The organism is Polynucleobacter sp. AP-Sanab-80-C2, from assembly GCF_035012965.1.
Lineage (GTDB): Bacteria > Pseudomonadota > Gammaproteobacteria > Burkholderiales > Burkholderiaceae > Polynucleobacter.
In genome coordinates, this window is record NZ_JAYGQS010000002.1 from 340,528 (window position 1) to 365,078 (window position 24,551).

The following is a 24,551-nucleotide window of genomic DNA, read 5'->3' on the forward strand; positions in this document are numbered from 1 at the left end:
CAATGAGTTTCTGAATGTGATCAGAGTCTCCCTGGAATGGCATCCCTTGTGATCCGAAATCGCTCCAGTGTTGTCGTGACACTGCTTTATCCCACGACAAGCGTAATGCTCATGTGAGTGTTGCGTGAACAATTTGGAGAAGATCAGAATGACAATGTTTAAAAAAGCAGTAAAAAGTTTTCAATGGGGCAATCATCAAGTAACGATGGAAACTGGTGAGATTGCTCGCCAATCTGGTGGTGCCGTAATCGTCAACGTAGATGACACTGTAGTTATGGGTACGGTAGTTGCTTCAAAGTCTGCAAAGCCAGGCCAATCCTTTTTCCCATTGACAGTGGATTATTTAGAAAAAACTTACGCAGCAGGTAAGATCCCTGGTGGTTTCTTCCGTCGCGAAGGTCGTCCATCTGAAGGTGAGACATTGATTTCCCGCTTGATCGACCGTCCACTGCGTCCACTATTTCCTGAGGGTTTCTTGAATGAAGTTCAGGTTGTAGTGCATGTGTTGTCTATCAACCCAGACGTTCCTGCTGATATTCCTGCTTTGATTGCTGCTTCTGCAGCCTTAGCCGTTTCAGGCATTCCATTTGCTGGCCCAGTTGGCGCAGCACGTGTTGGTTACGCTAACGGTCAATACCTTTTGAATCCAACTCGTACAGAACAAGCTACCAGCGAACTCGATTTGATTGTTGCTGGTACTCAAGCAGCTGTATTGATGGTGGAATCTGAAGCAAACCAATTATCTGAAGATGTGATGTTAGGTGCAGTGGTTTATGGCCATGACCAAATGCAAACCGCGATTAACGCTATCAATGATTTGGTACGCGAAGCTGGCAAGCCAGAATGGGATTGGACTGCCGCCCCTAAAGATGAGCCATTTATTGCTAAGGTCACTGCCTTGGCTGAAGCCCCATTGCGCGAGGCCTATCAGATTCGTCAAAAGGGTGCTCGTTCAGACAAGCTCAAAGAGATTTCTAAAGAAGTTTTGGCGAAGTTATCTGAAGAAGGTGATGTTGATGCCGTTGCTGTTAGCGACATCATGTTTGAAATTGAAGCGAAGATTGTCCGTAGCCAGATTTTGAACGGCGAGCCACGTATTGATGGTCGCGATACACGTACTGTGCGTCCGATTGAAATTCGTAACGGCGTATTGCCGCGTACCCACGGTTCTGCATTGTTTACGCGTGGTGAAACACAGGCTTTGGTTATCGCCACCTTAGGTACTGCACGTGATGAGCAAATCATTGATGCTCTCGAAGGTGAATACCGAGATCGTTTCATGTTCCACTACAACATGCCTCCGTTTGCTACTGGCGAAACTGGTCGTGTAGGTAGCCCAAAGCGTCGTGAAATTGGTCACGGTCGTTTGGCTAAGCGTGCATTGATACCAGTATTACCTAGCCCAGAGGATTTTGCATACAGCATCCGTGTTGTTTCAGAAATCACAGAGTCCAATGGTTCTTCATCTATGGCTTCAGTTTGCGGTGGCTGTTTGGCAATGATGGACGCTGGTGTTCCAGTAAAAGCTCATGTTGCTGGTGTAGCAATGGGCTTGATTTTGGATGGCAATCGTTTTGCCGTGTTGACCGATATCTTGGGTGACGAAGATCACTTAGGCGATATGGACTTCAAGGTAGCAGGTACTGCAAACGGTATTACTGCGCTCCAGATGGATATTAAGGTTCAAGGTATTACGAAAGAAATTATGCAAGTTGCTTTGGCACAAGCGAAAGAAGGTCGTTTGCACATTTTGAGCAAAATGCAAGAAGCCATGGGTTCAGTTCGTACAGAATTGTCTGCTCATGCTCCACGCATGGTGTCATTCAAGATTCATCCAGACAAGATTCGTGAAGTGATTGGCAAGGGTGGCGCAACGATTCAGGCTTTGACTAAAGAAACTGGTTGCAGCATCGACATCAAAGATGACGGAACAGTCACGATTGCTTCCACTAGTGCTGAAGGCATGGCTGAAGCGAAAGCCCGTATCGAAGGTATCACTGCTGAAGCTGAAGTTGGCAAGATCTATGAAGGTCCAGTAGTGAAGTTGCTTGAGTTCGGTGCTTTGGTCAACATTCTTCCTGGTAAAGACGGACTCTTGCATATCTCTGAAATCTCCAATGAGCGTGTAAAAGAAGTTAAAGATTACTTAGCAGAAGGCCAAGTGGTTCGCGTGAAGTTATTAGCCGCTGATGAGCGCGGTCGTTTGCGCTTATCTCTCAAGGCTGCAATGGCTGATGAAGGTGGTTCGATTGCTCCTTTGGCTGGTGCTGCAACTGAAGCCGCTCCAACTGACGAAACTGCTTAAGTTAATTTCAGTCGGAGTTTTCAATGCGCGTAATTGAGATCAAAGAATTTGGTGCACCAGAAATGCTGGTGCCTAGTACTCGCCCAGACCCAGCGGTTCCGACTGCTGGAACTGGCGAGGTTTTGATTAAGGTCCTCGCAGCAGGAATTAATCGCCCTGACGTTTTACAGCGTAAGGGTCATTACCCAGTTCCTGCTGGTGCATCCGATATTCCTGGTCTTGAAGTTGCTGGTGAAATTATTGGTGGTGATTTAGTTCACGCAGATAATGCATTCGGCCTCAAGGTAGGTGACAAGGTTTGCGCCTTAGTTCAAGGCGGTGGTTATGCAGACTTTTGTATTGCACCGATTGCCCAGTGCTTACCTTATCCAACCGGATTTACTGATCAAGAAGCGGCAGCATTGCCTGAAACTTTTTACACCGTCTGGAGTAATGTCTTCATGCGCGGTGAATTGTCAGCAGGTGAAACTCTCTTAGTCCAAGGCGGTTCAAGCGGTATTGGCGTTACCGCTATTTTGCTTGCTAAAGCTATGGGACATAAAGTGTTTGTTACTGCTGGTACCGATGAAAAGTGTGCCGCATGCATAAAGTTGGGCGCTGACCTCGCTATTAACTACAAGACACAAGACTTTGTAGAAGAAGTGAAGAAGGCTACTGACGCTAAAGGTGTTAATGTCATCCTCGATATGGTGACTGGCGCTTATGTGCAGCGTGAAATCGATTGCTTGGCTGATGATGGTCGTATTGTGATCATTGCGATTCAGGGTGGATCGAAAGCGGAAGTGAGTACCAATCAAATTCTGCGACGTCGTTTGACGATTACTGGTTCAACCTTGCGTCCACGCCCAGTATCATTCAAAAAACACATTACCAAACAGTTGCATGATCATGTTTGGCCTTTACTTAATGCAGGTAAGTTAAAGCCGGCAATCTATAAAACCTTTACGCTGGATCAAGCGGCAGATGCGCATCGATTGATGGAGTCCTCTGAGCATGTTGGCAAAATAGTTCTCACGGTGTAATTCAATAAAACTTATGCGTCCACTCATCGTCATCGGCAACTGGAAAATGAATGGTAGTCTTGCAGGTAATCAAGATTGGGTTAAAACCGTTGCCCGCGGTATGGAAAGCGGCATGCCTGCTGGTCGCAAGTTTGCTGTATGCCCACCGTCTCCTTATTTAGCTCAGTGCGCTCACTTAATTAAAGAACATTCTTTGGCGTTTTTAAGCTTAGGCGCTCAAGATGTCTCGGCACAAACTTCTGGTGCTTACACAGGAGAGACAAGCGCCGCTATGCTCAAAGAGCTCGGCTGTCAGTATGTCATTGTTGGTCACTCTGAGCGTCGTCAAATGCATCATGAGGTGGATGAGATTGTTGCAGCAAAGGCACTTCAAGTATTAGATAGCGGTATGACTCCCGTGATCTGTGTTGGTGAGACTGCTGATGAGCGCAATTCTGGCAGAGCTGAAGAGATTGTTTGTGGTCAGATAGCCAAGCAAGTCTCAGTGCTTCAGGATCGCTTGGCTGATTGTCTCATCGCTTATGAACCAGTGTGGGCGATTGGTACTGGCAAGGTTGCCAGTGCGCAGCTTGCTCAAGATATGCATCGTCATATTCGTTTGCAATTGGCTGAGTTTGATGAGGATGTCGCATCACATGTAGGAATTTTGTATGGTGGCAGCATCAAGCCTGACAATGCTGTTGAATTGTTTGCCATGCCCGATATTGATGGTGGATTGGTGGGGGGTGCTGCGCTAGACCCTCAAGATTTTCTAGCCATCTGTCAGGCATAGATTTTTTATTTGGAGAGAAGCTGTGGAATGGTTTAAGACTTTATTAATCGTGTTGCAGGTAATTTCAGCTTTGGCTGTGATTTTGCTAGTGCTATTACAGCAAGGCAAGGGCGCTGATATGGGCGCTGCTTTTGGCTCTGGTTCCTCAGGGAGCTTATTTGGCGCTAGCGGTTCGGCCAATTTTTTATCCCATACAACAGCCGTCTTTGCTGCAGTCTTTTTTATCAGCACTTTGGGGATTACTTGGCTTGGTAACAAGAAGGAAGTCAGTCCTGGGGTTCTCTCTGGAACCGTGGCTCCTGCAGTAACGCCAGCTGCTCCGACCGCTCCTGCTCAAGATCCAAGCAAACCAGCAGTTCCTAAGTAAAAAAGTAGGTTTTTACTGATTTTTCTGCCCGATATTTAGGGTGGTTTAGTTGTGCAATGCAGTAGAATTGACAGGTTTTGCAAGATGCCGACGTGGTGAAATTGGTAGACACGCTATCTTGAGGGGGTAGTGGCTTAGGCTGTGCGAGTTCGAGTCTCGCCGTCGGCACCAAGAAATGATGTTTAGCTAGAGTTTTGCTCTAAATCAACAGGTTTAGATGTGGATTATTTGATAATTTGTTTTTTTTGAAGAATCGCCAGAAGAACGACTCAGGACCATTTTGAATCTCGCTAATTACTTTCCTGTTCTGCTTTTTATCCTTGTAGGTATTGGGGTGGGATTAGTCCCCATGTTCCTCGGAAAAATTTTGGCTCCCTCGAAGCCTGATGCCGAAAAACTCTCTCCATATGAGTGCGGTTTTGAAGCCTTCGAAGATGCCCGTATGAAGTTTGACGTGCGCTATTACCTGATTGCTATTCTCTTTATTTTGTTTGATCTTGAAACCGCATTCCTCTTTCCTTGGGGTGTTGCGTTACGTGATCTTGGCTGGTTTGGCTACGCCTCCATGGTGATCTTCCTGTTGGAATTCATTGTGGGATTTGTGTATATCTGGAAAAAGGGCGCTCTCGACTGGGAGTGATCGATATGGCATTAGAAGGCGTTCTCAAAGAAGGATTTGTTACCACTACTGCAGACCAGTTAATTAACTGGACTCGCAACGGCTCTTTATGGCCCATGACCTTTGGTTTGGCCTGTTGCGCAGTAGAAATGATGCACGCTGGCGCATCTCGCTATGACTTAGATCGCTTTGGTGTCGTTTTCCGCCCCTCTCCACGTCAATCTGACTTGATGATTGTTGCCGGAACCTTATGTAACAAGATGGCACCAGCTTTGCGCAAGGTGTATGACCAAATGCCAGAGCCACGTTGGGTAATCTCTATGGGATCCTGCGCAAATGGCGGTGGTTATTACCATAACTCCTATTCTGTAGTGCGTGGTTGCGACCGTATTGTGCCAGTTGATATTTATGTTCCCGGTTGTCCTCCAACAGCAGAAGCCTTGATTTACGGCGTTATTCAGTTGCAATCTAAGATTGCTCGCACCAGCACGATCGCGCGGAAAGCCTAAGCCATGTCAGATCGTTTAGTTCAGCTAGCCGCTAATCTCGAAAAGGTTCTTGGTAAACGCATTCAATCTGTTGAGCTTGCTTTAGGTGAGGTGACTGTTGTACTCAATGCGGAGACCTATTTTGAATCTGCGATGTTGCTGCGAGATGATGCATCATTAGCGTTCGAGCAATTGATCGATTTATGTGGCGTTGACTACCAAGACTTCCGTGACGGTGCCTGGGGTGGGCAGCGTTTTGGTGCGGTAAGCCATTTACTGTCTATCAAACATAACTGGCGTCTAAGGGTACGGGCTTTCGCTCCTGATGATAGTTATCCACTGCTAGCCTCTATCACCCCAGTTTGGAATTCAGCGAATTGGTTTGAGCGCGAAGCATTCGATCTCTACGGCATTATCTTTGAAGGTCATGAAGACTTGCGCCGCATCTTGACTGACTATGGCTTTATTGGCCATCCATTTAGAAAAGACTTCCCAATCAGTGGCAATGTAGAAATGCGCTATGACCCAGAGTTAAAGAGAGTTGTTTATCAGCCAGTCACGATTGAAGCGCGTGAAATTACTCCCCGGATCGTTCGCGAAGAGCAGTACGGAGGCCCGGTTTAAGTCATGGCACAAATTAAGAATTACACCCTCAATTTTGGTCCTCAACATCCTGCGGCGCATGGCGTATTACGTTTAGTGCTTGAGTTAGATGGTGAAGTGATTCAGCGTGCTGATCCGCATATCGGTCTATTACATCGTGCAACTGAGAAATTAGCAGAGACTCGTACTTGGATTCAGAATGTTCCTTATATGGATCGTTTGGACTATGTGTCCATGATGGCCAATGAGCATGCCTATGTATTAGCCATTGAGAAGTTATTGCAAGTAGACGTTCCATTACGTGCGCAATACATTCGCGTCATGTATGACGAGTTGACTCGTCTGCTAAATCATTTACTTTGGATCGGCTGTCATGGTCTAGACGTTGGTGCAATGGCGGTATTCTTGTATGCCTTCCGTGATCGCGAAGATATTTTCGATATGTACGAAGCGGTATCTGGTGCTCGTATGCATGCTGCTTACTATCGTCCGGGAGGTGTATATCGCGATTTGCCAGATCAAATGGCTCAATACGATAAGTCTAAGATTCGGAGCACATCCGCTGTAAAACGCTTGAATGAAAACCGTAGCGGCACCTTGCTTGACTTTATTGAGCAATTTGCTAGCGGCTTTGATGCCAATGTAGATGAGTATTGCAATCTATTAACTGACAACCGCATTTGGAAACAGCGTTTAGTGAATATTGGTGTTGTTACTCCTGAGCGTGCATTGCAGCTGGGCTTTACTGGCCCAATGTTGCGTGGTTCTGGTATTGAGTGGGACTTGCGTAAAAAGCAGCCATATGAAGTGTATGACCGCCTATATTTTGATATCCCAGTGGGCGTTAATGGCGATTCATACGATCGTTATTTAGTGCGTATGGAAGAGATGCGTCAATCTAACCGCATCATTAAACAATGCGTAGCTTGGTTAAAAGCAAATCCAGGTCCCGTGATGAGCGATAACCATAAGGTTTCTCCACCGAAACGCGTGGACATGAAAACCAATATGGAAGAATTGATTCACCATTTCAAACTCTTTACTGAAGGTATCCATGTACCTAATGGGGAAGCTTACTCTGCGGTTGAGCATCCAAAAGGTGAGTTTGGAATTTACTTGATTTCTGATGGTGCTAATAAGCCATATCGTATGAAGATTCGTGCTCCAGGATTTGTACATCTTTCAGCGATGGATGAGATGTCACGTGGTCACATGTTGGCGGATGCTGTAACCATTATTGGTACGCAGGATATTGTGTTTGGGGAGATTGACCGCTAATCAAGCGTGCCAAGGATGAATTAATGACAACAACCCTTCAACTATCCGACAAAACGCTGGCAGATATTGCCCGTAACGTTGCTAAATATCCGCCAGAGCAAAAGCAGTCTGCCGTGATGGCTTCCTTGATCGCCGCACAAACTGAAGTGGGCTGGGTCTCGCCAGAGGTGATTGCTACCGTTGCACAAATCCTAGAAATGCCGACGATTGCTGTAGAAGAAGTGGCCACTTTCTACAATATGTACAACACCAAGCCAATTGGTAAATTTAAGTTGGTGATTTGCACGAATCTGCCTTGTCAATTAACCCATGGTGAAACTTCAGCCAACTACTTGAAAGAAACTTTGGGTATTGGCTTTAACGAAACGACAACTTGTGGCACCTTCACATTAAAAGAGGGTGAGTGTATGGGTGCCTGCGGCGATTCGCCGGTCATGCTCGTCAATGACAAGCGTATGTGCAGTTTGATGAGTAAAGAGAAGATTGATGCCCTTTTAAATGAACTCCGTGCAGAAGGGAAAACAGCATGACTAGCTTGCACGATCGTCACATTAAGCCCTTGATCCTTGCAGGATTGAATGGTGATAACTGGCGCTTAAAGGATTACGAGAGTCGTGGTGGCTACCAGCAGTTACGTCGTTTAATTAATGATAAGGTTGCGCCTGATGCAATCATTGCTGAATTAAAAGCGTCCTCATTGCGTGGTCGTGGTGGTGCAGGCTTTCCAACCGGCTTGAAGTGGAGTTTTATGCCACGTCAATTCCCAGGACAAAAATATTTAGTTTGTAATAGTGACGAAGGTGAGCCGGGGACTTTTAAAGACCGTGACATCATGCGTTACAACCCACATGCCTTGATTGAGGGCATGATTATTGGTGCATACACCATGGGGATTTCAACAGGTTATAACTATATCCACGGCGAAATTTGGGAAGTGTATTCACGTTTCGAAGAGGCTTTAGAAGAGGCGCGTGCTGCTGGTTACTTGGGCGACAAAATTCTTGGAAGTGATTTCTCATTTCAATTGCATGCCACGCCAGGTTGGGGTGCTTATATTTGTGGTGAAGAAACCGCTTTGCTTGAATCCTTAGAGGGTAAAAAAGGCCAGCCGCGCTTTAAGCCACCATTCCCAGCTAGCTTTGGTTTGTATGGCAAGCCAACTACTATTAATAACACTGAAACATTTGCTGCTGTGCCATTCATTTTGGCTATCGGCGGCCAAGCTTATTTGGATCTTGGTAAACCCAATAACGGCGGAACGAAGATTTTTTCTGTATCGGGTGACGTAGTGCATCCTGGTAACTATGAAATTCCATTGGGCACACCATTTGCAGAGCTCTTAAAGCTTGCTGGCGGTATGCGTGAAGGTAAGGCTTTGAAATCTGTCATTCCTGGTGGATCATCTGCACCGGTAATACCTGGCACGCAGATGATGGATCTGACGATGGATTACGACAGCATTGCGAAAGCAGGATCTATGCTGGGTTCTGGTGCTGTCATTGTGATGAATGAAACCCGTTGTATGGTTCGTGCTTTAGAGCGTCTTTCTTATTTCTATCACGAGGAATCTTGCGGCCAGTGCACACCATGTCGTGAAGGTACCGGATGGCTGTGGCGGATTGTGCACCGGATTGAACACGGCCAAGGTCGCCCCGAAGATTTAGATTTATTAAATGATGTTGCTGCCAACATCCAAGGCCGCACGATTTGCGCTTTGGGTGATGCAGCTGCAATGCCAGTGCGTGGCATGTTGAAGCATTACATGGATGAATTTACGTATCACGTAGAACATAAGCGCTGCTTAGATTCTGTAAAACCTTTATAAGTTATTGAGCACGGGACATCTTAAAGTGAGCATGGTAGAAATCGAATTAGATGGTAAGACAGTAGAAGTTCCGCAAGGTTCGATGGTGATGCACGCTGCGAACAAGCTGGGTAGCTACGTACCTCATTTTTGCTATCACAAGAAGTTATCCATAGCTGCTAACTGCCGTATGTGCTTAGTGGAAGTTGAGAAAGCACCAAAACCATTACCTGCTTGCGCTACACCAGTAACCCAAGGTATGAAGGTGTTTACTTATTCTGCAAAGGCAGTAGAAGCACAGCGCTCAGTGATGGAGTTCTTGCTGATTAACCACCCACTCGATTGCCCCATTTGCGATCAAGGTGGTGAGTGCCAATTACAAGACTTGGCAGTGGGCTACGGTAAATCGAACTCACGTTATGACGAAGAGAAGCGGGTTGTATTTCATAAAAATGTTGGCCCCTTGATTTCGATGCAAGAGATGAGTCGTTGTATTCACTGCACCCGTTGCGTGCGCTTTGGGCAAGAAGTTGCTGGCGTCATGGAATTGGGCATGATTAACCGTGGTGAGCATTCTGAGATCTCGACATTCCTAGGGCAAACAGTAGATTCAGAGTTATCTGGAAACATGATTGATTTGTGCCCAGTAGGCGCACTCACTAGCAAACCATTCCGTTATGAAGCCCGAACTTGGGAACTGGGTCGCAAGCGTTCAGTAAGTCCACACGATAGCCTGGGTGCCAATACAACAGTACAAACTAAAGCTAATAAAGTCATGCGAGTGGTTGCTTTGGAGAATGAGGCGATTAATGAATGCTGGATTAGCGACCGTGACCGCTTTTCCTATGAAGGCTTAAATAGCCAAGATCGTATCACTACACCCATGGTCAAGCAGGGTGGTCAGTGGTTAGAAACTGATTGGCAATCTGCTTTGGATTACGTTGCCCATTCTTTGAAGACGATTTCTGCTGAAAGTGGTGCTCAGTCTATTGGCGCATTAGCCCATCCAATCTCCAGCGCAGAAGAATTGCATCTCTTGCAAAAGATTGTGCGCGGCCTCGGCTCCGATCAAATTGAAACCCGTTTACGTCAGACTGATATTCATGGTGCAGCATCTGCTCCTTGGTTGGGTATGCCGGTTGCTCACTTAAGCGAACTTGATCGCGCTTTGGTCATTGGCAGCTTCTTAAGAAAAGATCAACCAGTACTTGCTGCGCGTTTGCGCACTGCATCTAAGCGTGGACTGCAGTTATCTCGGATTGACTCCGGTGGTGATGATTGGCTCATTTCAGCTACTGGCATTGCTGCTGCTCCAAGCGCATGGCTAAATATATTAAGTGAAGTAGCTTTGGCAGTTGCTAAAGCCAAGTCAGTCTCCACTCCAGATGGCACTCCAAATGTTCCAGTTTCAGCTCATGCACAAAAGATTGCTGACAGCTTGCTATCTGGTGCTAAAGCAGCGGTATTGATTGGATCAGCCGCTATTGCCCATCCTCAAGCTTCTGATTTGCATGTCTTGTCACAATTTATTGCTCAGCAAACTGGCGCAACCCTTGGTTTCTTGCCGGTTGGCGGAAATGCGGTTGGCGCATCTTTAGTTAAGGCCAATGGTGCAGGTGTTGAATCTGTATTGTCAGGCGATCGTCGTGCCGTGATCTTGATGAATCTCGAACCGGACATTGATTTGCCTAATCCCGAACAGGCTAGAGTAGCTTTGGCTAAAGCCAATACTGTGATTGCCATGACTGCCTATAAATCAGCAGACTTATTAGAATTAGCTGATGTCATTCTGCCAATTACTCCATATACAGAGACCGTTTCTACATTTGTTAACGCAGAAGGTAGGGCTCAGACGGTTCAACCATCTGTTAAACCTTTAGGTGACTCCCGTCCAGCATGGAAGGTCTTGCGTGTACTTGGCGGTCTCTTGAGTTTAGATGGCTTCCTCTTTAATTTGCCAGAGGAAGTTTTAGGAGAGGCATTAGGTGATCACTATTGCACCCGTTTGAGCAATCAAAATACTATCAATACAGTAGTTAATGGCAGCTTAGCACCATCCAATGGTCTTGAGCGTGTAACAGATATCAATATCTATGCTGGCGATCAAATTGTGCGTCGTTCATCTGCACTGCAATTAACCCGTGATGCAAAACGTGCCAATCAAGTTGGTTTAGGGCAAGCACTCTTCTCAGAATTCAGCCTGAAAGAGGGGGATGTTGTTCGCGTCACTCAGGGTAGCCAATCCATTGATTTGCCAGCGACACTAGAATTGAATTTAGCCCCTGGTGCCGTCAGAATTTCTGCAGGCACCGTGGCGAGCACACGATTGGGATCCATGTTCGGTCCTTTAACAGTTAGTAAGGTGTAGAGGGTCGAGATGAATGATTTCTTGAACCTCATTACCACCCAAGGGGAAGCTATTTTTGGTTCCTTGTGGCCACTCATTTGGGCCTTGGTCCGAATTGTGATTATCGTTTTGCCCATGTTTGCTTGCGTCGCTTACTTGACGCTTTGGGAACGTAAGTTAATTGGTTGGATGCATATTCGTATTGGACCTAACCGGGTTGGACCTTTAGGTTTGTTACAGCCAATCGCTGATGCATTAAAACTCTTGATGAAGGAGATTATTGCTCCTGCACAAGCTAGTAAGGTGCTGTATTTCATTGCGCCAATTATGGTGATCATGCCGGCGTTTGCTGCCTGGGCAGTGATTCCATTTCAAGCCAAGATGGTCTTAGCCGACGTCAATGCTGGCTTGCTTTACATTATGGCAATCTCATCGATTGGTGTTTATGGTGTGATTCTGGCTGGTTGGTCTTCAAACTCCAAGTATCCATTCCTTGGTGCCATGCGCGCATCTGCGCAAATGATTTCATATGAAATCGCCATGGGCTTTGCCTTAGTGACAGTATTGCTAACTTCAGGCTCTTTGAACTTGAGCACTATCGTAGCTTCGCAAGAGCAGGGCTATTTTGCGAGCCTAGGCTTGAATTTTCTCTCTTGGAACTGGTTGCCATTGTTGCCCATGTTCTTGATCTACTTTATCTCTGGCGTTGCTGAAACGAATCGTCATCCGTTTGACGTGGTTGAAGGGGAGTCTGAGATCGTTGCTGGACATATGGTTGAGTATTCCGGTATGTCATTTGCCATGTTCTTCTTGGCTGAATATGCCAATATGATTTTGATTGCAGCAGTAGCATCCATTATGTTTTTAGGTGGTTGGTTGCCAATCGTTGATTTGCCTATCTTGCGTGATATCCCAGGATTCTTCTGGTTGTTCGGCAAAACTTTCTTCTTGCTGTCTTGCGTTATTTGGTTGCGTGCGACATTACCTCGCTATCGTTATGACCAGATTATGCGTTTGGGCTGGAAGATCTTTATTCCCATCTCAGTATTTTGGGTGGTTGTTATCGGCGCGTGGGTTGTATCCCCATGGAATATTTGGAAATAAGTTGATCAATCATGTTTAAGAAAATTTCCCAATTCCTTGACAGCTTGATGCTCAAAGACATCTTGACTGGCATGTCAATTACTGGTCGTTATCTCTTTAAGCCCAAAATTACTATTCAATACCCAGAAGAAAAGACGCCTTTATCACCGCGTTTCCGTGGCTTACACGCATTGCGTCGTTATGAAAATGGAGAAGAGCGTTGTATCGGTTGCAAACTCTGTGAAGCAGTATGCCCGGCATACGCCATCACTATTGAGACAGCAGAGCGTGATGACGGTACTCGTCGTACTTCTCGTTATGACATCGATTTAACGAAATGTATTTTCTGCGGCTTCTGTGAAGAGGCTTGCCCTGTAGATGCTATTGTCGAAACCAATATCTTTGAATATTTCGGTGACAAACGGGGTGATCTGTATTTCACGAAAGAAATGCTCTTGGCTGTGGGCGATAAGTATGAAAAAGACATTGCCGCTAACCGCGCTATTGACGCACCCTATCGCTAATCGAATCGAGCACCTATCACTATGACATTCGATCCCTCCACTTTATTTGCTGTTTTCTTCTATGGCTTTGCAGGCCTATTGGTTATTTCTGCATTGCGCGTGATTACAGCGCGTAACCCAGTGCATGCCGCTCTGTTTTTAGTATTGGCCTTCTTCTGTGCTTCTGGTCTTTGGATGTTGCTCAAAGCTGAATTCTTAAGCTTGGCTTTGATCTTGGTCTATGTTGGGGCGGTGATGGTCTTGTTCCTGTTCGTTGTGATGATGCTCGACCTTGATCTGGAGCATTTACGCCGTGACTTTAAGAAATATCTGCCGGTCGCTTTCTTAATGGGTGCAGTGATTGTGCTTGAGTTATCAATCGTCATTATTCGCAGCTTCATTGGCACTAATGCACCTGTGCAGCCAATGCCTGAAGAAGTCATGGCCAATAATACCCAAGCATTGGGTATGCTGATCTTTGGTGACTATGTCTACGCCTTCGAAGTTGCCGGTGTGATCTTGTTGGTAGCCATTATTGCGGCAGTTGCCTTGACTCTCCGTAATCGTAAAGACTCCAAGTCGCAGAATATTCATGAGCAAGTGAATGTGGTTGCTGCAGATCGCATGCGCATTGTCAAAATGGGTTCAGACATGGCAGCAAAACAAGACGTTAGAGGAGGGAAGTAATGAATATCACTCTAGCGCACTACTTGGTACTGGGTGCGATCTTATTCGCAACTAGTGTTATCGGAATTTTCCTGAACCGCAAGAACGTGATCGTGCTGTTAATGGCTATTGAATTGATGTTGCTTGCGGTCAACATGAACTTTGTTGCCTTCTCGCATTATTTGGGTGATATGGCAGGTCAAGTATTCGTATTCTTTATTCTGACTGTAGCAGCTGCTGAAGCGGCTATCGGTTTGGCAATTCTGGTTGTGCTCTTCCGTAAGGTTGACACCATTAATGCCGAAGACCTTGACCACCTCAAAGGCTAGTCATGCAATTGACCCTAAATATTCCCGTGCTCTGCGCAATTCCATTGGCTCCTTTAGTGGGTTCAATCATTGCCGGCTTCTTTGGCACCAAGTTAGGTGGTAATCGCATTGGTCGCGGCGCAAGTCAGTTCGTCACTATTTTAGGCGTAACGATTGCTTTCATTCTGTCATGTAATGTTTTGTCGCAAGTCATGGATGGTTTCTACTTCAACGGCACCGTCTATCGCTGGATGCAATTAGGTGAACTCAATTTAGATATTGGCTTTCTAATCGATCCTTTGTCGGCAACCATGATGTGCGTGGTGACCTTTGTGTCCTTAATGGTCCATATCTACACCATTGGCTATATGCAAGGCGAAGAGGGCTACAACCGCTTCTTCTCTTACATTTCCTTGTTTACTTTTGCCATGTTGATGTTGGTAATGAGTAATAACCTCTTGCAACTCTTCTTTGGTTGGGAAGCCGTAGGTGTTGTGTCTTATCTCTTGATTGGCTTCTACTTTGAGCGTCAATCAGCGGTCTTTGCCAATATGAAGGCTTTCTTGGTGAATCGCGTAGGCGACTTTGGCTTTATTCTCGGCATTGGGCTATTACTAGCCAGCACAGGCTCCATGCAATATGACGTGATCTTCGCGCAAAATACTGCCTTAGCTGCGCAAACATTGCCTGGTACCGGCTGGAATCTGCTAACGGTTGCTTGTATTTGCTTATTCATCGGCGCTATGGGTAAATCAGCTCAGTTCCCATTGCATGTCTGGCTACCTGATTCCATGGAAGGCCCAACCCCAATTTCTGCTTTGATTCATGCTGCAACCATGGTAACTGCTGGCATCTTCATGGTCTCACGCATGTCACCATTATTTGAGCTCTCCGATGTTGCCTTGAGCTTCATTTTGGTTATCGGCTCTATTACCGCGCTTTTTATGGGTTTCTTGGGGATTGTGCAAAACGATATCAAGCGCGTTGTGGCGTATTCCACATTATCGCAATTGGGTTACATGACGGTAGCTTTAGGTCTATCTGCATATCCAGTTGCTATCTTCCACTTAATGACGCATGCTTTTTTTAAGGCCCTGTTGTTCCTTGCTGCTGGTAGCGTTATCTTGGGCATGCACCATGAGCAAGATATGCGCAAGATGGGCGGTCTTTGGAAATATATGCCTGTTACTTGCCTGATGATGCTATTGGGTAATTTGGCTTTAATCGGCACACCATTCTTCTCTGGTTTCTATTCTAAAGATTCCATCATTGAAGCGGTTGCTGCAAGCCATATTCCTGGTTCAGGGTTTGCTTACTTTGCAGTTATGGCAAGTGTATTCGTTACGGCTTTATATTCCTTCCGTTTGTATTTCTGGGTTTTCCATGGCAAAGCACGTTGGGGTCATGCTGATTCACATGATCACCATCACGATCATGCAGAGCAGGGTGATGATCACGCTCATCACGGATTATCCCCAGGTGAGAAGCCGCATGAATCTCCTTTAGTAGTGACCTTGCCTTTGATTCTGTTGGCTATTCCATCCGTGATTATTGGTTTCTACACTATTAGCCCATTATTGTTTGGCACCTTTTTTGGCGATTCCATCTTCATTGATTTGGCTCGCCACCCAGTGATGAAAGAACTTGAAGATGAATTCCATGGCCCAATCGCCATGGCAATACATGCATTTACTTCTCCTGTATTAGGTCTAGTAGTGCTTGGCGTTTTAACGGCTGCCATTGGTTATCTCTGGGCTCCGAAGTTGCCTGCAGTTGTTGCGCAAATATTTGCTCCACTCAAAAAATTATTTGATAACAAATACTATTTAGATGATTTAAACCAAGCTGTATTTGCTAAAGGTCTGATTTGGATTGGTAGTGTCTTGTGGCATCGCGGCGATCAAAAGGTTATAGATGGCTTTTTTGTGAACGGCAGCGCCCATACAGTAGGGCGCTTTGCTGGCGTGATTCGTCATTTGCAATCCGGTTATGTTTACCACTATGCGTTTGCAATGATTGCAGGCCTTGCGGTATTGCTAGCTTGGGTTTTGTATGCTTACCTGCCTTTTGTTCGATAGGCCTTTGTTACTTAAGTAGCCACTATGATTCTTTCTTACACCATTTGGACCCCAATTGTTTTTGGACTCATTATTTTGTTTTATGGGTCTGAGAAGCCGTCTGCTGGAGTACGGTGGTTAGCCCTCATCGGTTCTATTGTTGGATTTATTGCAACTCTTCCCTTGATTATTAATTTTGATATTGCCAATCCAGGGATGCAGTTTGTAGAGAAGATCAGCTGGATTCCGCGCTATGACATTAATTATTTCCTTGGTATCGATGGTATTTCCGTTTGGTTCATCGTACTGACTGCCTTCATCAATATTTTTGTCGTGATCGCTGCTTGGGAGGTTATTGATACTAAGGTTTCACAGTACATGGCTTCGTTCATGATCCTATCGGGATTGATGATTGGTGTTTTCTGTGCGCTTGATGCCTTATTGTTTTATGTCTTCTTTGAAGCAACCTTGATTCCGATGTACATCATCATTGGTGTGTGGGGTGGTCAGAACCGGATCTATGCGGCTTTCAAGTTTTTCTTATACACCTTGCTTGGCTCCTTATTGACCTTAGTAGCCATGCTTTATCTTTATAACGTCACCAATAGCTTTGATATTTTGGTTTGGCAAAATGCTCGGCTTGATATCGTTGAACAAATCTTACTGTTCTTTGCATTCTTCATGGCCTTTGCAGTGAAAGTGCCCATGTGGCCACTGCATACCTGGTTACCAGACGTTCACGTGGAGGCACCTACTGGTGGTTCTGTAGTGTTGGCTGCAATCATGCTGAAACTCGGGGCTTATGGCTTCCTTCGTTTCTCACTGCCAATAGCGCCAGATGCAAGTCAATATCTTAGCCCCTTTGTGATATTCCTCTCCTTGGTAGCTGTGATTTATGTCGGCGCAGTGGCCTTAGTTCAAAAAGATATGAAAAAGCTGGTTGCTTATTCATCTGTGGCTCATATGGGATTTGTTACTCTCGGCTTCTTCCTCTTTAGCCCATTAGGTATTGAGGGTGGCATCGTGCAAATGATTTCACACGGTTTTGTGGCTGGTGCGATGTTCCTGTCTATTGGTGTTTTATATGACCGGATGCATACCCGTCAAATTGCAGATTACGGTGGCGTAGTACACCGTATGCCGGCTTTTACTGCTTTTGCAGTTTTGATGGGCATGGCTAACTGCGGATTACCAGCTACATCAGGCTTCGTTGGTGAATTCATGGTGATATTGGCTGCAGTTGATTACGACTTTGTGATCGGTGTCTTAGCAGCAACTGCATTGATCCTTGGAGCTGCCTATTCATTGTGGATGGTCAAACGCGTATTTTTTGGCACTATCAACAACGTACATGTTGAGACACTCAAAGATCTCAATACCCGTGAATATTTCATGATGACTGTATTGACGATCTGTGTGATTGGAATGGGTGTATATCCAAAACCATTTACCGACATCATTCATCCAGCCGTAATCAATCTGCTGCAGCATGTTGCTGTTAGCAAACTCTGAGTAAAAGCAAATGCAAGCATTCGACCTATACGCTATCCTGCCGGAACTCGTTTTACTAATTGCTACCTGCATATTGCTGGTAGCCAGTGTTTATGTTCGCGAAACAGTCACTTCAACCCCTGGAGTTGAGCAAGATATTTTCCATACACCCCGTGGTGTAGGTTTTGTTTATTTCTTCTCTTTAATTCTGCTGATTTATTTGATTTTTGCTTTTGTGGGTCGTTTGGGTGACGTGTCTTTAGTGGCAATGAACGGCTTATTCCAGTCCGACCCTTTGTCAAATCTGCTCAAAGCATGTTCTTGTGTGGCCGTATTAGTGAGCTTGATTTATTCCAAGCAATATTTATCGGATCGTGCTTTATTCCGTCCAGACTTTATTGTGCTGGTGCTGTTGGCTCTATTGGGTCAACTGGTATTAATCTCAGGCGCGAATCTCTTAACCCTTTATCTTGGTCTCGAGCTCATGGCTTTGCCGATGTACGCCTTGGTCGCGATGCGCCATACTAGTGAGAAGAGTGTAGAGGCTGGTATTAAGTATTTCATCCTAGGAGCTCTTGCTTCAGGCTTTCTTCTGTACGGTATGTCCATGCTGTATGGCGTGACGGGTTCTCTAGATTTAATTGAGATTTTCAAAACAGTTGCTGACCCTCGCGTTAACCACTTAGTCATGGCTTTTGGTCTGGTATTTATTGTTTCTGGTTTGGCATTCAAGTTAGGCGTTGTACCTTTCCACATGTGGGTTCCTGATGTTTATCAAGGTGCGCCTACTGCAGTTACCCTCATGATTGCTGCGGCCCCTAAGTTAGCGGCATTTGCATTGTTATTCCGTTTATTGATTAATACCTTATTGCCGTTGATGGGCGACTGGCAGCCAATGTTAGTGCTGTTGGCTGTTCTATCCTTAGTTGTTGGCAATGTGACTGCGATTGCTCAGACTAACGTGAAACGTATGCTGGCTTACTCAGCGATTGCGCAGATGGGTTTTGTACTGCTTGGCATGTTGTCGGTGTTTGATGATCATGCCTTTAGTGCATCGATGTTTTACGCCATTACGTATGTTTTGACTACCTTGGGTACCTTCGGTCTCTTGATGGCGCTCTCGCGCAAAGGATATGACTCTGAGACCTTAGAAGGGCTCAAAGGTTTAAATAAGCAACATCCTTGGTTTGCCTTTATTGGCTTAGTCATGATGTTCTCATTGGCAGGTATTCCGCCTACAGTTGGTTTTGCAGCTAAATTGGGCATACTAGAAGCCTTGGTGGATGCTGAGCATACCTTCTTGGCTGTCATTGCCGTAATGGCCTCTTTGATCGGTGCTTTCTATTACTTGAGAGTGGTAAAAGTCATGTACTTTGATGAACCATCTCACGAAGTTACAGTCTCAGGCTCTGGATTTGCCAAGGGATTATTGAGTCTGAACACGATCTTGGTATTATTAATCGGTATTATTCCTGCCGGATTGATGAGTGTTTGCTTAGATGCAATGCGCCGAACTTTATTGGGCTCATAATTTCATTTGCTGGATGAATTAAAGGCTCCCATGGGGGCCTTTCTTGTTTTAGGTAGCTCGTATGACATTTGAATGACATAAGGCCTTTGTACGATTGCTTAATTATTGATTGAACCCATTGAAAGATTCTCCATGACCGAAAAATCATTCAAAGACCTACCTGTAGGTGATGAGCATTTACGCGAAGATCGAATTTCTGGCGAAGATATCTATGGCGGCATCTTTTTAAATATGAAACGAGACCAAGTGCGTCTACCAGATGGTGAGTTAGCAGCTCGAGAGTATTTAACGCATCCTGGTGCAGTGGCAGTCCTTGCATTATTAGAGGATGGTAGGGTTCTGCTTGAGCGCCAGTACCGGTACCCTATTGCAAAAGCTTGTATTGAAATCCCAGCTGGAAAATTAGAAATTGGTGAGGATCATCTCTTGTGCGCAAAACGAGAGTTAGAAGAAGAGACTGGCTATACCGCCAGAAAATGGAGTTACATTCGCCGCATTCATCCAGTCATTTCGTATTCAACAGAATTCATTGATATCTATTTAGCGGAAGACTTAGTTCCCGGTAAGAGCAAATTAGATGATGAAGAGTTTTTAGACGTCTTTGCGGCGCCTTTAGAGCAATTACTTGCTTGGGTGGAAGAGGGCGAGATTACAGACGTTAAAACCACGATTTCGACCTATTGGCTGGATCGTTATCGCCGTGGCTTGATTAGCCCTAGGCCTATTGAATAGGTCATTTTCAAATCCTATTAAAATAAGACCTATTGATTTTGGTAATTTTGCCCCTATATAGGTCTTATGAAAGTCTACAACCTCGCTTGCCCCTTGGATCATCGCTTTGAGGGATGGTTTGCCTCAGAGGACGATTGTCTTGCTCAGCAGGATAGGGGTATGCTCGCCTGTCCAGTTTGTGATAGCCCTGAAATCACGCGTATGCCTTCTGCACCTCACATTGCAAAGACCACCTCCACAGCGCTAACTACTCCCAATGAGAATATTGGCTCTACCAGCGGCGACGTGGTTGCCTTAACTGGAAATGATCATTCCCATCTGGAGGCCCAGGTTCAGGCTGCCTTTTTGAAGGGGATGCGTGATTTGATGGGTAAATCTGAAGACGTTGGCACTTCGTTTGCTGAAGAAGCTAGGAAGATCCACTACAAAGAGTCACCGGAGCGGAGCATCCGTGGACAAACTACCCTAGATGAGGCTGAGTCTTTAAGGGAAGAGGGTATTGAGGTCTTAGCCGTTCCTTTAATGCCGGCTTTCAAAAATACCCTGCAGTAATTTCTTGGCTGCAATATAAAAAATAGCGATCCGAGATCGCTATTTTTATTTGGATTGATGAGTGCTTATTTTGAGGTCGGCATGACAAACTCTGCGCCCTTGGCAATACTTTCAGGCCAGCGCTGCATGACACTCTTTTGCTTGGTGTAAAAGCGAACACCTTCTTTGCCATAGGCATGCATATCGCCAAACAGAGATTTTTTCCAGCCACCAAAACCGTGCCAAGCCATGGGTACAGGAATAGGCACATTGATACCAACCATGCCAACTTGCACGCGTCGAGCAAATTCACGGGCGATATTGCCATCGCTAGTGAAACAAGCAACACCGTTACCAAATTCACAAGAATTGACGAGGTTTAGCGCCTCAGTGAAATTGGCCACACGCAAGCAAGAGAGAACTGGCCCAAAGATTTCCTCGAGGTATATTTTCATATCGGGGGTCACGTTATCAAATAAGGTGCCGCCCAAGAAGAAGCCATTTTCATTGCCGGGAACTTTGAGTCCACGACCGTCTACAAGTAGTTTGGCTCCAGATGCAACGCCACTAGCAATATAACCAGTGATGCGCTCTAAAGCGGCTTTAGTAACGATAGGACCCATCTCAGCATCAAGCTCCATACCATTTTTCACTTTGAGTGTCTTGGTGCGCTCAATTAGCTTAGGCATAATCTTCTCAGCAGCATCACCAACTAAAACAGCAACAGAGATTGCCATGCAGCGTTCACCAGCGGATCCGTATGCTGCGCCTACCAAAGCATCAATGGCTTTATCAATATCAGCATCAGGCATGATCACCATATGGTTCTTGGCACCACCTAATGCTTGTGAACGTTTGCCAAAGTGGGCGCAACGCTCATAAATATAGTTCGCAATGGGTGTCGAGCCAACAAAACTGATGGCTTGTACGTCAGGATTTTCGATCAAGGCATCAACCGCTTCCTTGTCACCCTGAATCACGTTAAATACACCATCAGGAAGACCTGCTTCTTTTAGTAACTTCGCCATGAGCAAAGATGCGGAAGGGTCTGTTGGACTTGGCTTCAGGATGAAGGTATTACCGCAAGCAATCGCAACCGGGAACATCCACATCGGGACCATGACCGGGAAGTTAAATGGTGTAATACCAGCGACAACTCCTAAAGGTTGGCGCATGACCCAGTTATCAATATCAGTTGAAACCTGTTCGGTGTATTCACCTTTGAGGAGTTCTGGAATCCCAGTAGCAAATTCCACGATCTCAATCCCACGGGTGACTTCACCTTGAGCATCTGTGAATACTTTGCCGTGTTCAGCGGTAATGATGGCTGCTAATTCATCTCGGTGAGTGTTGAGCAGATCAAGATACTTAAAAAGGATGCGAGCGCGACGCAGTGGGCTAGTTTGACTCCATGAAACAAAAGCCTTTTGGGCAACGGCAACGGCAGCGTCTACCTCCTTACGACTAGCTAATGCAACCTTGCGAGCAACTGAACCCTTTGCTGGGTTATAGACATCCGCAAAACGACCATCTTTAGGATTAACAATAGAGCCGCCAACAAAGTGGCCGATATCTTCTTTAGATTCAAAGGCTTGGGGTGCATTCATAGTATTTTTTGCTTGGTTTGGATAGTTTTTCAGGGTAGAAAAGCCGGATGCTAGGTTAGCCTGCGCGACTTTGCTGTCTCGTATATTCTGGTTTTTAGTATTCTATCGCTTTAAGGCATTTTTAGTATTTTGACCCATTTTTCGACCTTTAAGACACCTTTATGAGCCTGCTGTTTTCAAGCTATACCCTTCATTCTCCGCGTGGACCCTTAGCGCTGGCCAATCGCATTGTTGTCGCCCCCATGTGCCAATACTCAGCCTCTAATGGCGAGGCAACAGATTGGCATTTAATGCATTGGGGTAACCTGCTCAATAGCGGGGCAGCATTATTTATTATTGAAGCAACAGCGGTTACTCCAGAGGCTAGGATTACCCCGGCCTGTTTGGGATTGTGGGATGACCACACTGAAGCAGCTCTAAAAGACAAGCTGAGTCGTGCACGTCAATTGGCCCCAGCAACCCCAGTGTTTATTCAGTTAGCTCATGCTGGCCGCAAAGCCTCGAGTGCAACACCTTGGCATGGTGGTCAGCTATTGCCAGTTGGTCAGGGTGGCTGGGAAACGGTAGCTCCTTCAGCGATCCCTCAGCTAGAGGGCGAGCGTTTGCCGCACGAACTCTCAAAAACAGAGCTTAAAGAATTAATTGATGCATTTGTGATTGCGGCTAAACGCGCAGATCGCATAGGCCTTGATGGGATTGAGCTCCATGGTGCCCATGGTTATTTACTCCATCAATTTTTATCGCCGATTGCCAATCAACGAACCGATGAATACGGTGGCTCTTTTGAGAATCGCATCCGTTTTCCCTTGGAATTGTTTGCAGCAGTAAGAGCTGCCTATTCAGGTGTATTGGGTATTCGTATTTCAGCCAGTGACTGGGTGGAGGGCGGCTGGACTCCTGAAGAGACTGCGAACTTTGCAAAGCAACTCAAACCTTTGGGTTGTGACTTTGTTCATATTTCTTCAGGTGGAATTTCGCCTAAACAAAAAATTGCCTTAGGACCAAACTATCAAGTGCCTTTTGCAAAGATTGTCAAAGATCAATCTGGTTTACCAACCATGACGGTTGGTCTAATCACTGACCCTCATCAAGCCGAAGCTATTTTGCAAGCTGGTGATGCTGATTTTATTGCCTTGGCTCGGGCTTTTTTATACAAACCGCGATGGGGCTGGGAAGCTGCAGCAGCTCTAGAAGGCACAGTGAATGCGAATGAGCGTTATTGGCGTTGTTTACCACGAGAGGCTCAAGCAGTTTTTGGTAACGTTAAGGTAGGCCAGAGATAAGCTTATTCAAGAAATGATCAGGAGATAGACATGAACACATACACTCTTACAAAAAAAGTATTGGCAATCTTCAGTTTTATGGCGGCTACCAGTATTGCTAGCGCGCAATCCTATCCCGATAGGGCAATCACCTTGGTCGTACCAAATCCTCCAGGTGGTTTGGTTGATACCTCTGCCCGCTTACTCAGTGAGCCGCTTACAAGAGTGATTGGTCAAACTGTTGTGGTGGACAATAAACCAGGTGCCAGTGGAAACATTGCCTATCAATACGTGGCCAATGCAAAACCAGATGGCTACACATTATTAATTTCATACTCTGGTTATCACGTTGGTAATCCAGCCTTGATGGATAAATTGCCCTGGGATCCTGTTAAGGATTTTTCACCAATTGCTTTACTGACTGTGTCGACCAATGTGATCGCAGTTCACCCTTCAGTACCAGTCAATAATTTGAAAGAATTCATTGCCTACGCAAAAGCCAATCCAGGTAAGCTCAATTACGCCTCACAAGGTAACGGTTCTGTTTCTCATATTGGTACTGAAATGTTTAAGCAAACTACTGGTATTGATATGGTTCACGTTCCCTATAAGGGCTCTGGTCCAGCGATTCAGGATGTATTAGCAGGGCAGGTGCAGGTATTTATCTCTACGCCACCGTCAGTCATGCAACACGTTCAGAGCGGCAAGTTGAAGGGCTTAGCGGTAACTGGTAAGAATCGTCACCCTGGTATGCCTAATGTTCCAACGACTGCCGAAGCTGGTTTACCATCATTTCAGTTGGAATCATGGGTTGCATTATTTGCCCCTGCTGGAACTCCTGCTCCAATCGTGACAAAGCTCACTGATTCTGTCAAAAAAAGCTTAGTGCTGCCTGAAGTGAAAGAGCGTGCGGATGCAGCAGGTGTGGAATTACGTTATCTCACTCCAGCTCAAACTGAAGCTTTGGTAAAGAAAGAATTGCCTTATTGGAGCAAAGTCATTAAGTCAGCGAATATCACCTTGGACTAAATCTTTAATAAATGAAGCCTGATCTCGTGCTTAGGATCCGGGATCAGGTAATGAAGAGGATTGGGTAACTTGTGATGTGCTTACCCTTTTCAGACCTTCCGCCCATTCTATTGTTGGTGGCGCATAATCGTCGTTTACCTTTTTTC

General features: G+C 45.6%; 23 protein-coding genes and 1 tRNA gene. 23 read left to right on the forward strand and 1 reads right to left on the reverse strand.

The genetic code is table 11. The features are described from left to right. Window positions 1-148: 148 nt before the first annotated feature. The 21 genes from pnp to VC178_RS05055 all read left to right on the forward strand — a co-directional run bounded on the left by pnp (window position 149) and on the right by VC178_RS05055 (window position 20,528). Complete coding sequence (gene pnp, locus VC178_RS04955; RefSeq protein ID WP_216127458.1) at window positions 149-2,305, forward strand: polyribonucleotide nucleotidyltransferase; 2,157 nt, start codon at window positions 149-151, stop codon at window positions 2,303-2,305. Window positions 2,306-2,328: 23 nt separating this feature from the next. Continuing rightward, entirely contained in the window at window positions 2,329-3,327 is a 999-nt protein-coding gene (locus VC178_RS04960) for an NAD(P)H-quinone oxidoreductase (protein ID WP_323481777.1), read from the forward strand. A gap of 13 nt (window positions 3,328-3,340) precedes the next feature. After that, window positions 3,341-4,099, forward strand: coding sequence for a triose-phosphate isomerase (gene tpiA / locus VC178_RS04965; RefSeq protein WP_323481778.1), 759 nt, complete (start codon window positions 3,341-3,343; stop codon window positions 4,097-4,099). Between the two features lie 22 nt (window positions 4,100-4,121). Further along, the gene (secG, locus tag VC178_RS04970) at window positions 4,122-4,466 is read left to right on the forward strand and encodes a preprotein translocase subunit SecG (protein WP_215320411.1); all 345 of its coding nucleotides are present in this window, start codon (window positions 4,122-4,124) and stop codon (window positions 4,464-4,466) included. Between the two features lie 86 nt (window positions 4,467-4,552). Continuing rightward, window positions 4,553-4,637: transfer RNA gene (locus VC178_RS04975), tRNA-Leu, on the forward strand. A gap of 109 nt (window positions 4,638-4,746) precedes the next feature. Further along, a complete protein-coding gene (locus tag VC178_RS04980; RefSeq protein WP_068948474.1) occupies window positions 4,747-5,106 on the forward strand; it encodes an NADH-quinone oxidoreductase subunit A in 360 nt (119 codons plus the stop codon). Window positions 5,107-5,111: 5 nt separating this feature from the next. Further along, complete coding sequence (locus tag VC178_RS04985; RefSeq protein WP_215296970.1) at window positions 5,112-5,594, forward strand: NuoB/complex I 20 kDa subunit family protein; 483 nt, start codon at window positions 5,112-5,114, stop codon at window positions 5,592-5,594. Window positions 5,595-5,597: 3 nt separating this feature from the next. Then, window positions 5,598-6,197, forward strand: coding sequence for an NADH-quinone oxidoreductase subunit C (locus VC178_RS04990; protein ID WP_323481779.1), 600 nt, complete (start codon window positions 5,598-5,600; stop codon window positions 6,195-6,197). 3 nt (window positions 6,198-6,200) lie between these two features. Continuing rightward, window positions 6,201-7,454, forward strand: a complete 1,254-nt coding sequence (locus VC178_RS04995; protein WP_215296974.1) for an NADH-quinone oxidoreductase subunit D — start codon at window positions 6,201-6,203, stop codon at window positions 7,452-7,454. A gap of 23 nt (window positions 7,455-7,477) precedes the next feature. Continuing rightward, window positions 7,478-7,984 carry an NADH-quinone oxidoreductase subunit NuoE gene (gene nuoE, locus VC178_RS05000; protein WP_323481780.1) on the forward strand — a complete coding sequence of 169 codons (507 nt, stop codon included), beginning with the start codon at window positions 7,478-7,480 and terminating at the stop codon, window positions 7,982-7,984. Further along, window positions 7,981-9,279, forward strand: coding sequence for an NADH-quinone oxidoreductase subunit NuoF (gene nuoF / locus VC178_RS05005; protein ID WP_323481781.1), 1,299 nt, complete (start codon window positions 7,981-7,983; stop codon window positions 9,277-9,279). The genes nuoE and nuoF overlap by 4 nt, the downstream gene beginning before the upstream one ends. A gap of 31 nt (window positions 9,280-9,310) precedes the next feature. After that, window positions 9,311-11,626: an NADH-quinone oxidoreductase subunit NuoG gene (gene nuoG, locus VC178_RS05010; protein ID WP_323481782.1), complete on the forward strand. Its 2,316-nt coding sequence runs from the start codon at window positions 9,311-9,313 to the stop codon at window positions 11,624-11,626. Window positions 11,627-11,635: 9 nt separating this feature from the next. After that, window positions 11,636-12,709, forward strand: a complete 1,074-nt coding sequence (gene nuoH, locus VC178_RS05015) for an NADH-quinone oxidoreductase subunit NuoH (RefSeq protein ID WP_215296982.1) — start codon at window positions 11,636-11,638, stop codon at window positions 12,707-12,709. 11 nt (window positions 12,710-12,720) lie between these two features. Further along, window positions 12,721-13,212 carry an NADH-quinone oxidoreductase subunit NuoI gene (gene nuoI / locus VC178_RS05020; protein WP_215296983.1) on the forward strand — a complete coding sequence of 164 codons (492 nt, stop codon included), beginning with the start codon at window positions 12,721-12,723 and terminating at the stop codon, window positions 13,210-13,212. A gap of 21 nt (window positions 13,213-13,233) precedes the next feature. Continuing rightward, window positions 13,234-13,878, forward strand: coding sequence for an NADH-quinone oxidoreductase subunit J (locus tag VC178_RS05025; RefSeq protein ID WP_215296985.1), 645 nt, complete (start codon window positions 13,234-13,236; stop codon window positions 13,876-13,878). After that, entirely contained in the window at window positions 13,878-14,186 is a 309-nt protein-coding gene (nuoK, locus tag VC178_RS05030; RefSeq protein WP_215291988.1) for an NADH-quinone oxidoreductase subunit NuoK, read from the forward strand. Before VC178_RS05025 ends, nuoK begins: the two co-directional genes overlap by 1 nt. Before the next feature lie 2 nt (window positions 14,187-14,188). Beyond that, a complete protein-coding gene (nuoL, locus tag VC178_RS05035) occupies window positions 14,189-16,243 on the forward strand; it encodes an NADH-quinone oxidoreductase subunit L (RefSeq protein WP_323481783.1) in 2,055 nt (684 codons plus the stop codon). 24 nt (window positions 16,244-16,267) lie between these two features. Continuing rightward, window positions 16,268-17,734 carry an NADH-quinone oxidoreductase subunit M gene (locus tag VC178_RS05040; protein WP_323481784.1) on the forward strand — a complete coding sequence of 489 codons (1,467 nt, stop codon included), beginning with the start codon at window positions 16,268-16,270 and terminating at the stop codon, window positions 17,732-17,734. Between the two features lie 10 nt (window positions 17,735-17,744). Further along, the gene (gene nuoN / locus VC178_RS05045) at window positions 17,745-19,244 is read left to right on the forward strand and encodes an NADH-quinone oxidoreductase subunit NuoN (protein WP_323481785.1); all 1,500 of its coding nucleotides are present in this window, start codon (window positions 17,745-17,747) and stop codon (window positions 19,242-19,244) included. A gap of 132 nt (window positions 19,245-19,376) precedes the next feature. Then, the gene (locus VC178_RS05050) at window positions 19,377-19,976 is read left to right on the forward strand and encodes an NUDIX domain-containing protein (RefSeq protein ID WP_215296992.1); all 600 of its coding nucleotides are present in this window, start codon (window positions 19,377-19,379) and stop codon (window positions 19,974-19,976) included. A gap of 66 nt (window positions 19,977-20,042) precedes the next feature. After that, complete coding sequence (locus VC178_RS05055) at window positions 20,043-20,528, forward strand: DUF1178 family protein (RefSeq protein ID WP_323481786.1); 486 nt, start codon at window positions 20,043-20,045, stop codon at window positions 20,526-20,528. 65 nt (window positions 20,529-20,593) lie between these two features. On the opposite strand, the gene VC178_RS05060 is transcribed toward VC178_RS05055, so the two are convergent. Further along, complete coding sequence (locus VC178_RS05060) at window positions 20,594-22,114, reverse strand: CoA-acylating methylmalonate-semialdehyde dehydrogenase (protein WP_323481787.1); 1,521 nt, start codon at window positions 22,112-22,114, stop codon at window positions 20,594-20,596. Window positions 22,115-22,275: 161 nt separating this feature from the next. Between VC178_RS05060 and VC178_RS05065 the strand changes: the two genes are divergently transcribed. Beyond that, a complete protein-coding gene (locus tag VC178_RS05065; protein WP_323481788.1) occupies window positions 22,276-23,397 on the forward strand; it encodes an NADH:flavin oxidoreductase/NADH oxidase in 1,122 nt (373 codons plus the stop codon). Between the two features lie 30 nt (window positions 23,398-23,427). Then, window positions 23,428-24,405 (forward strand): Bug family tripartite tricarboxylate transporter substrate binding protein, encoded by a 978-nt coding sequence (locus tag VC178_RS05070; protein WP_416350536.1) that lies wholly within the window; start codon window positions 23,428-23,430, stop codon window positions 24,403-24,405. Window positions 24,406-24,551: the final 146 nt, after the last annotated feature.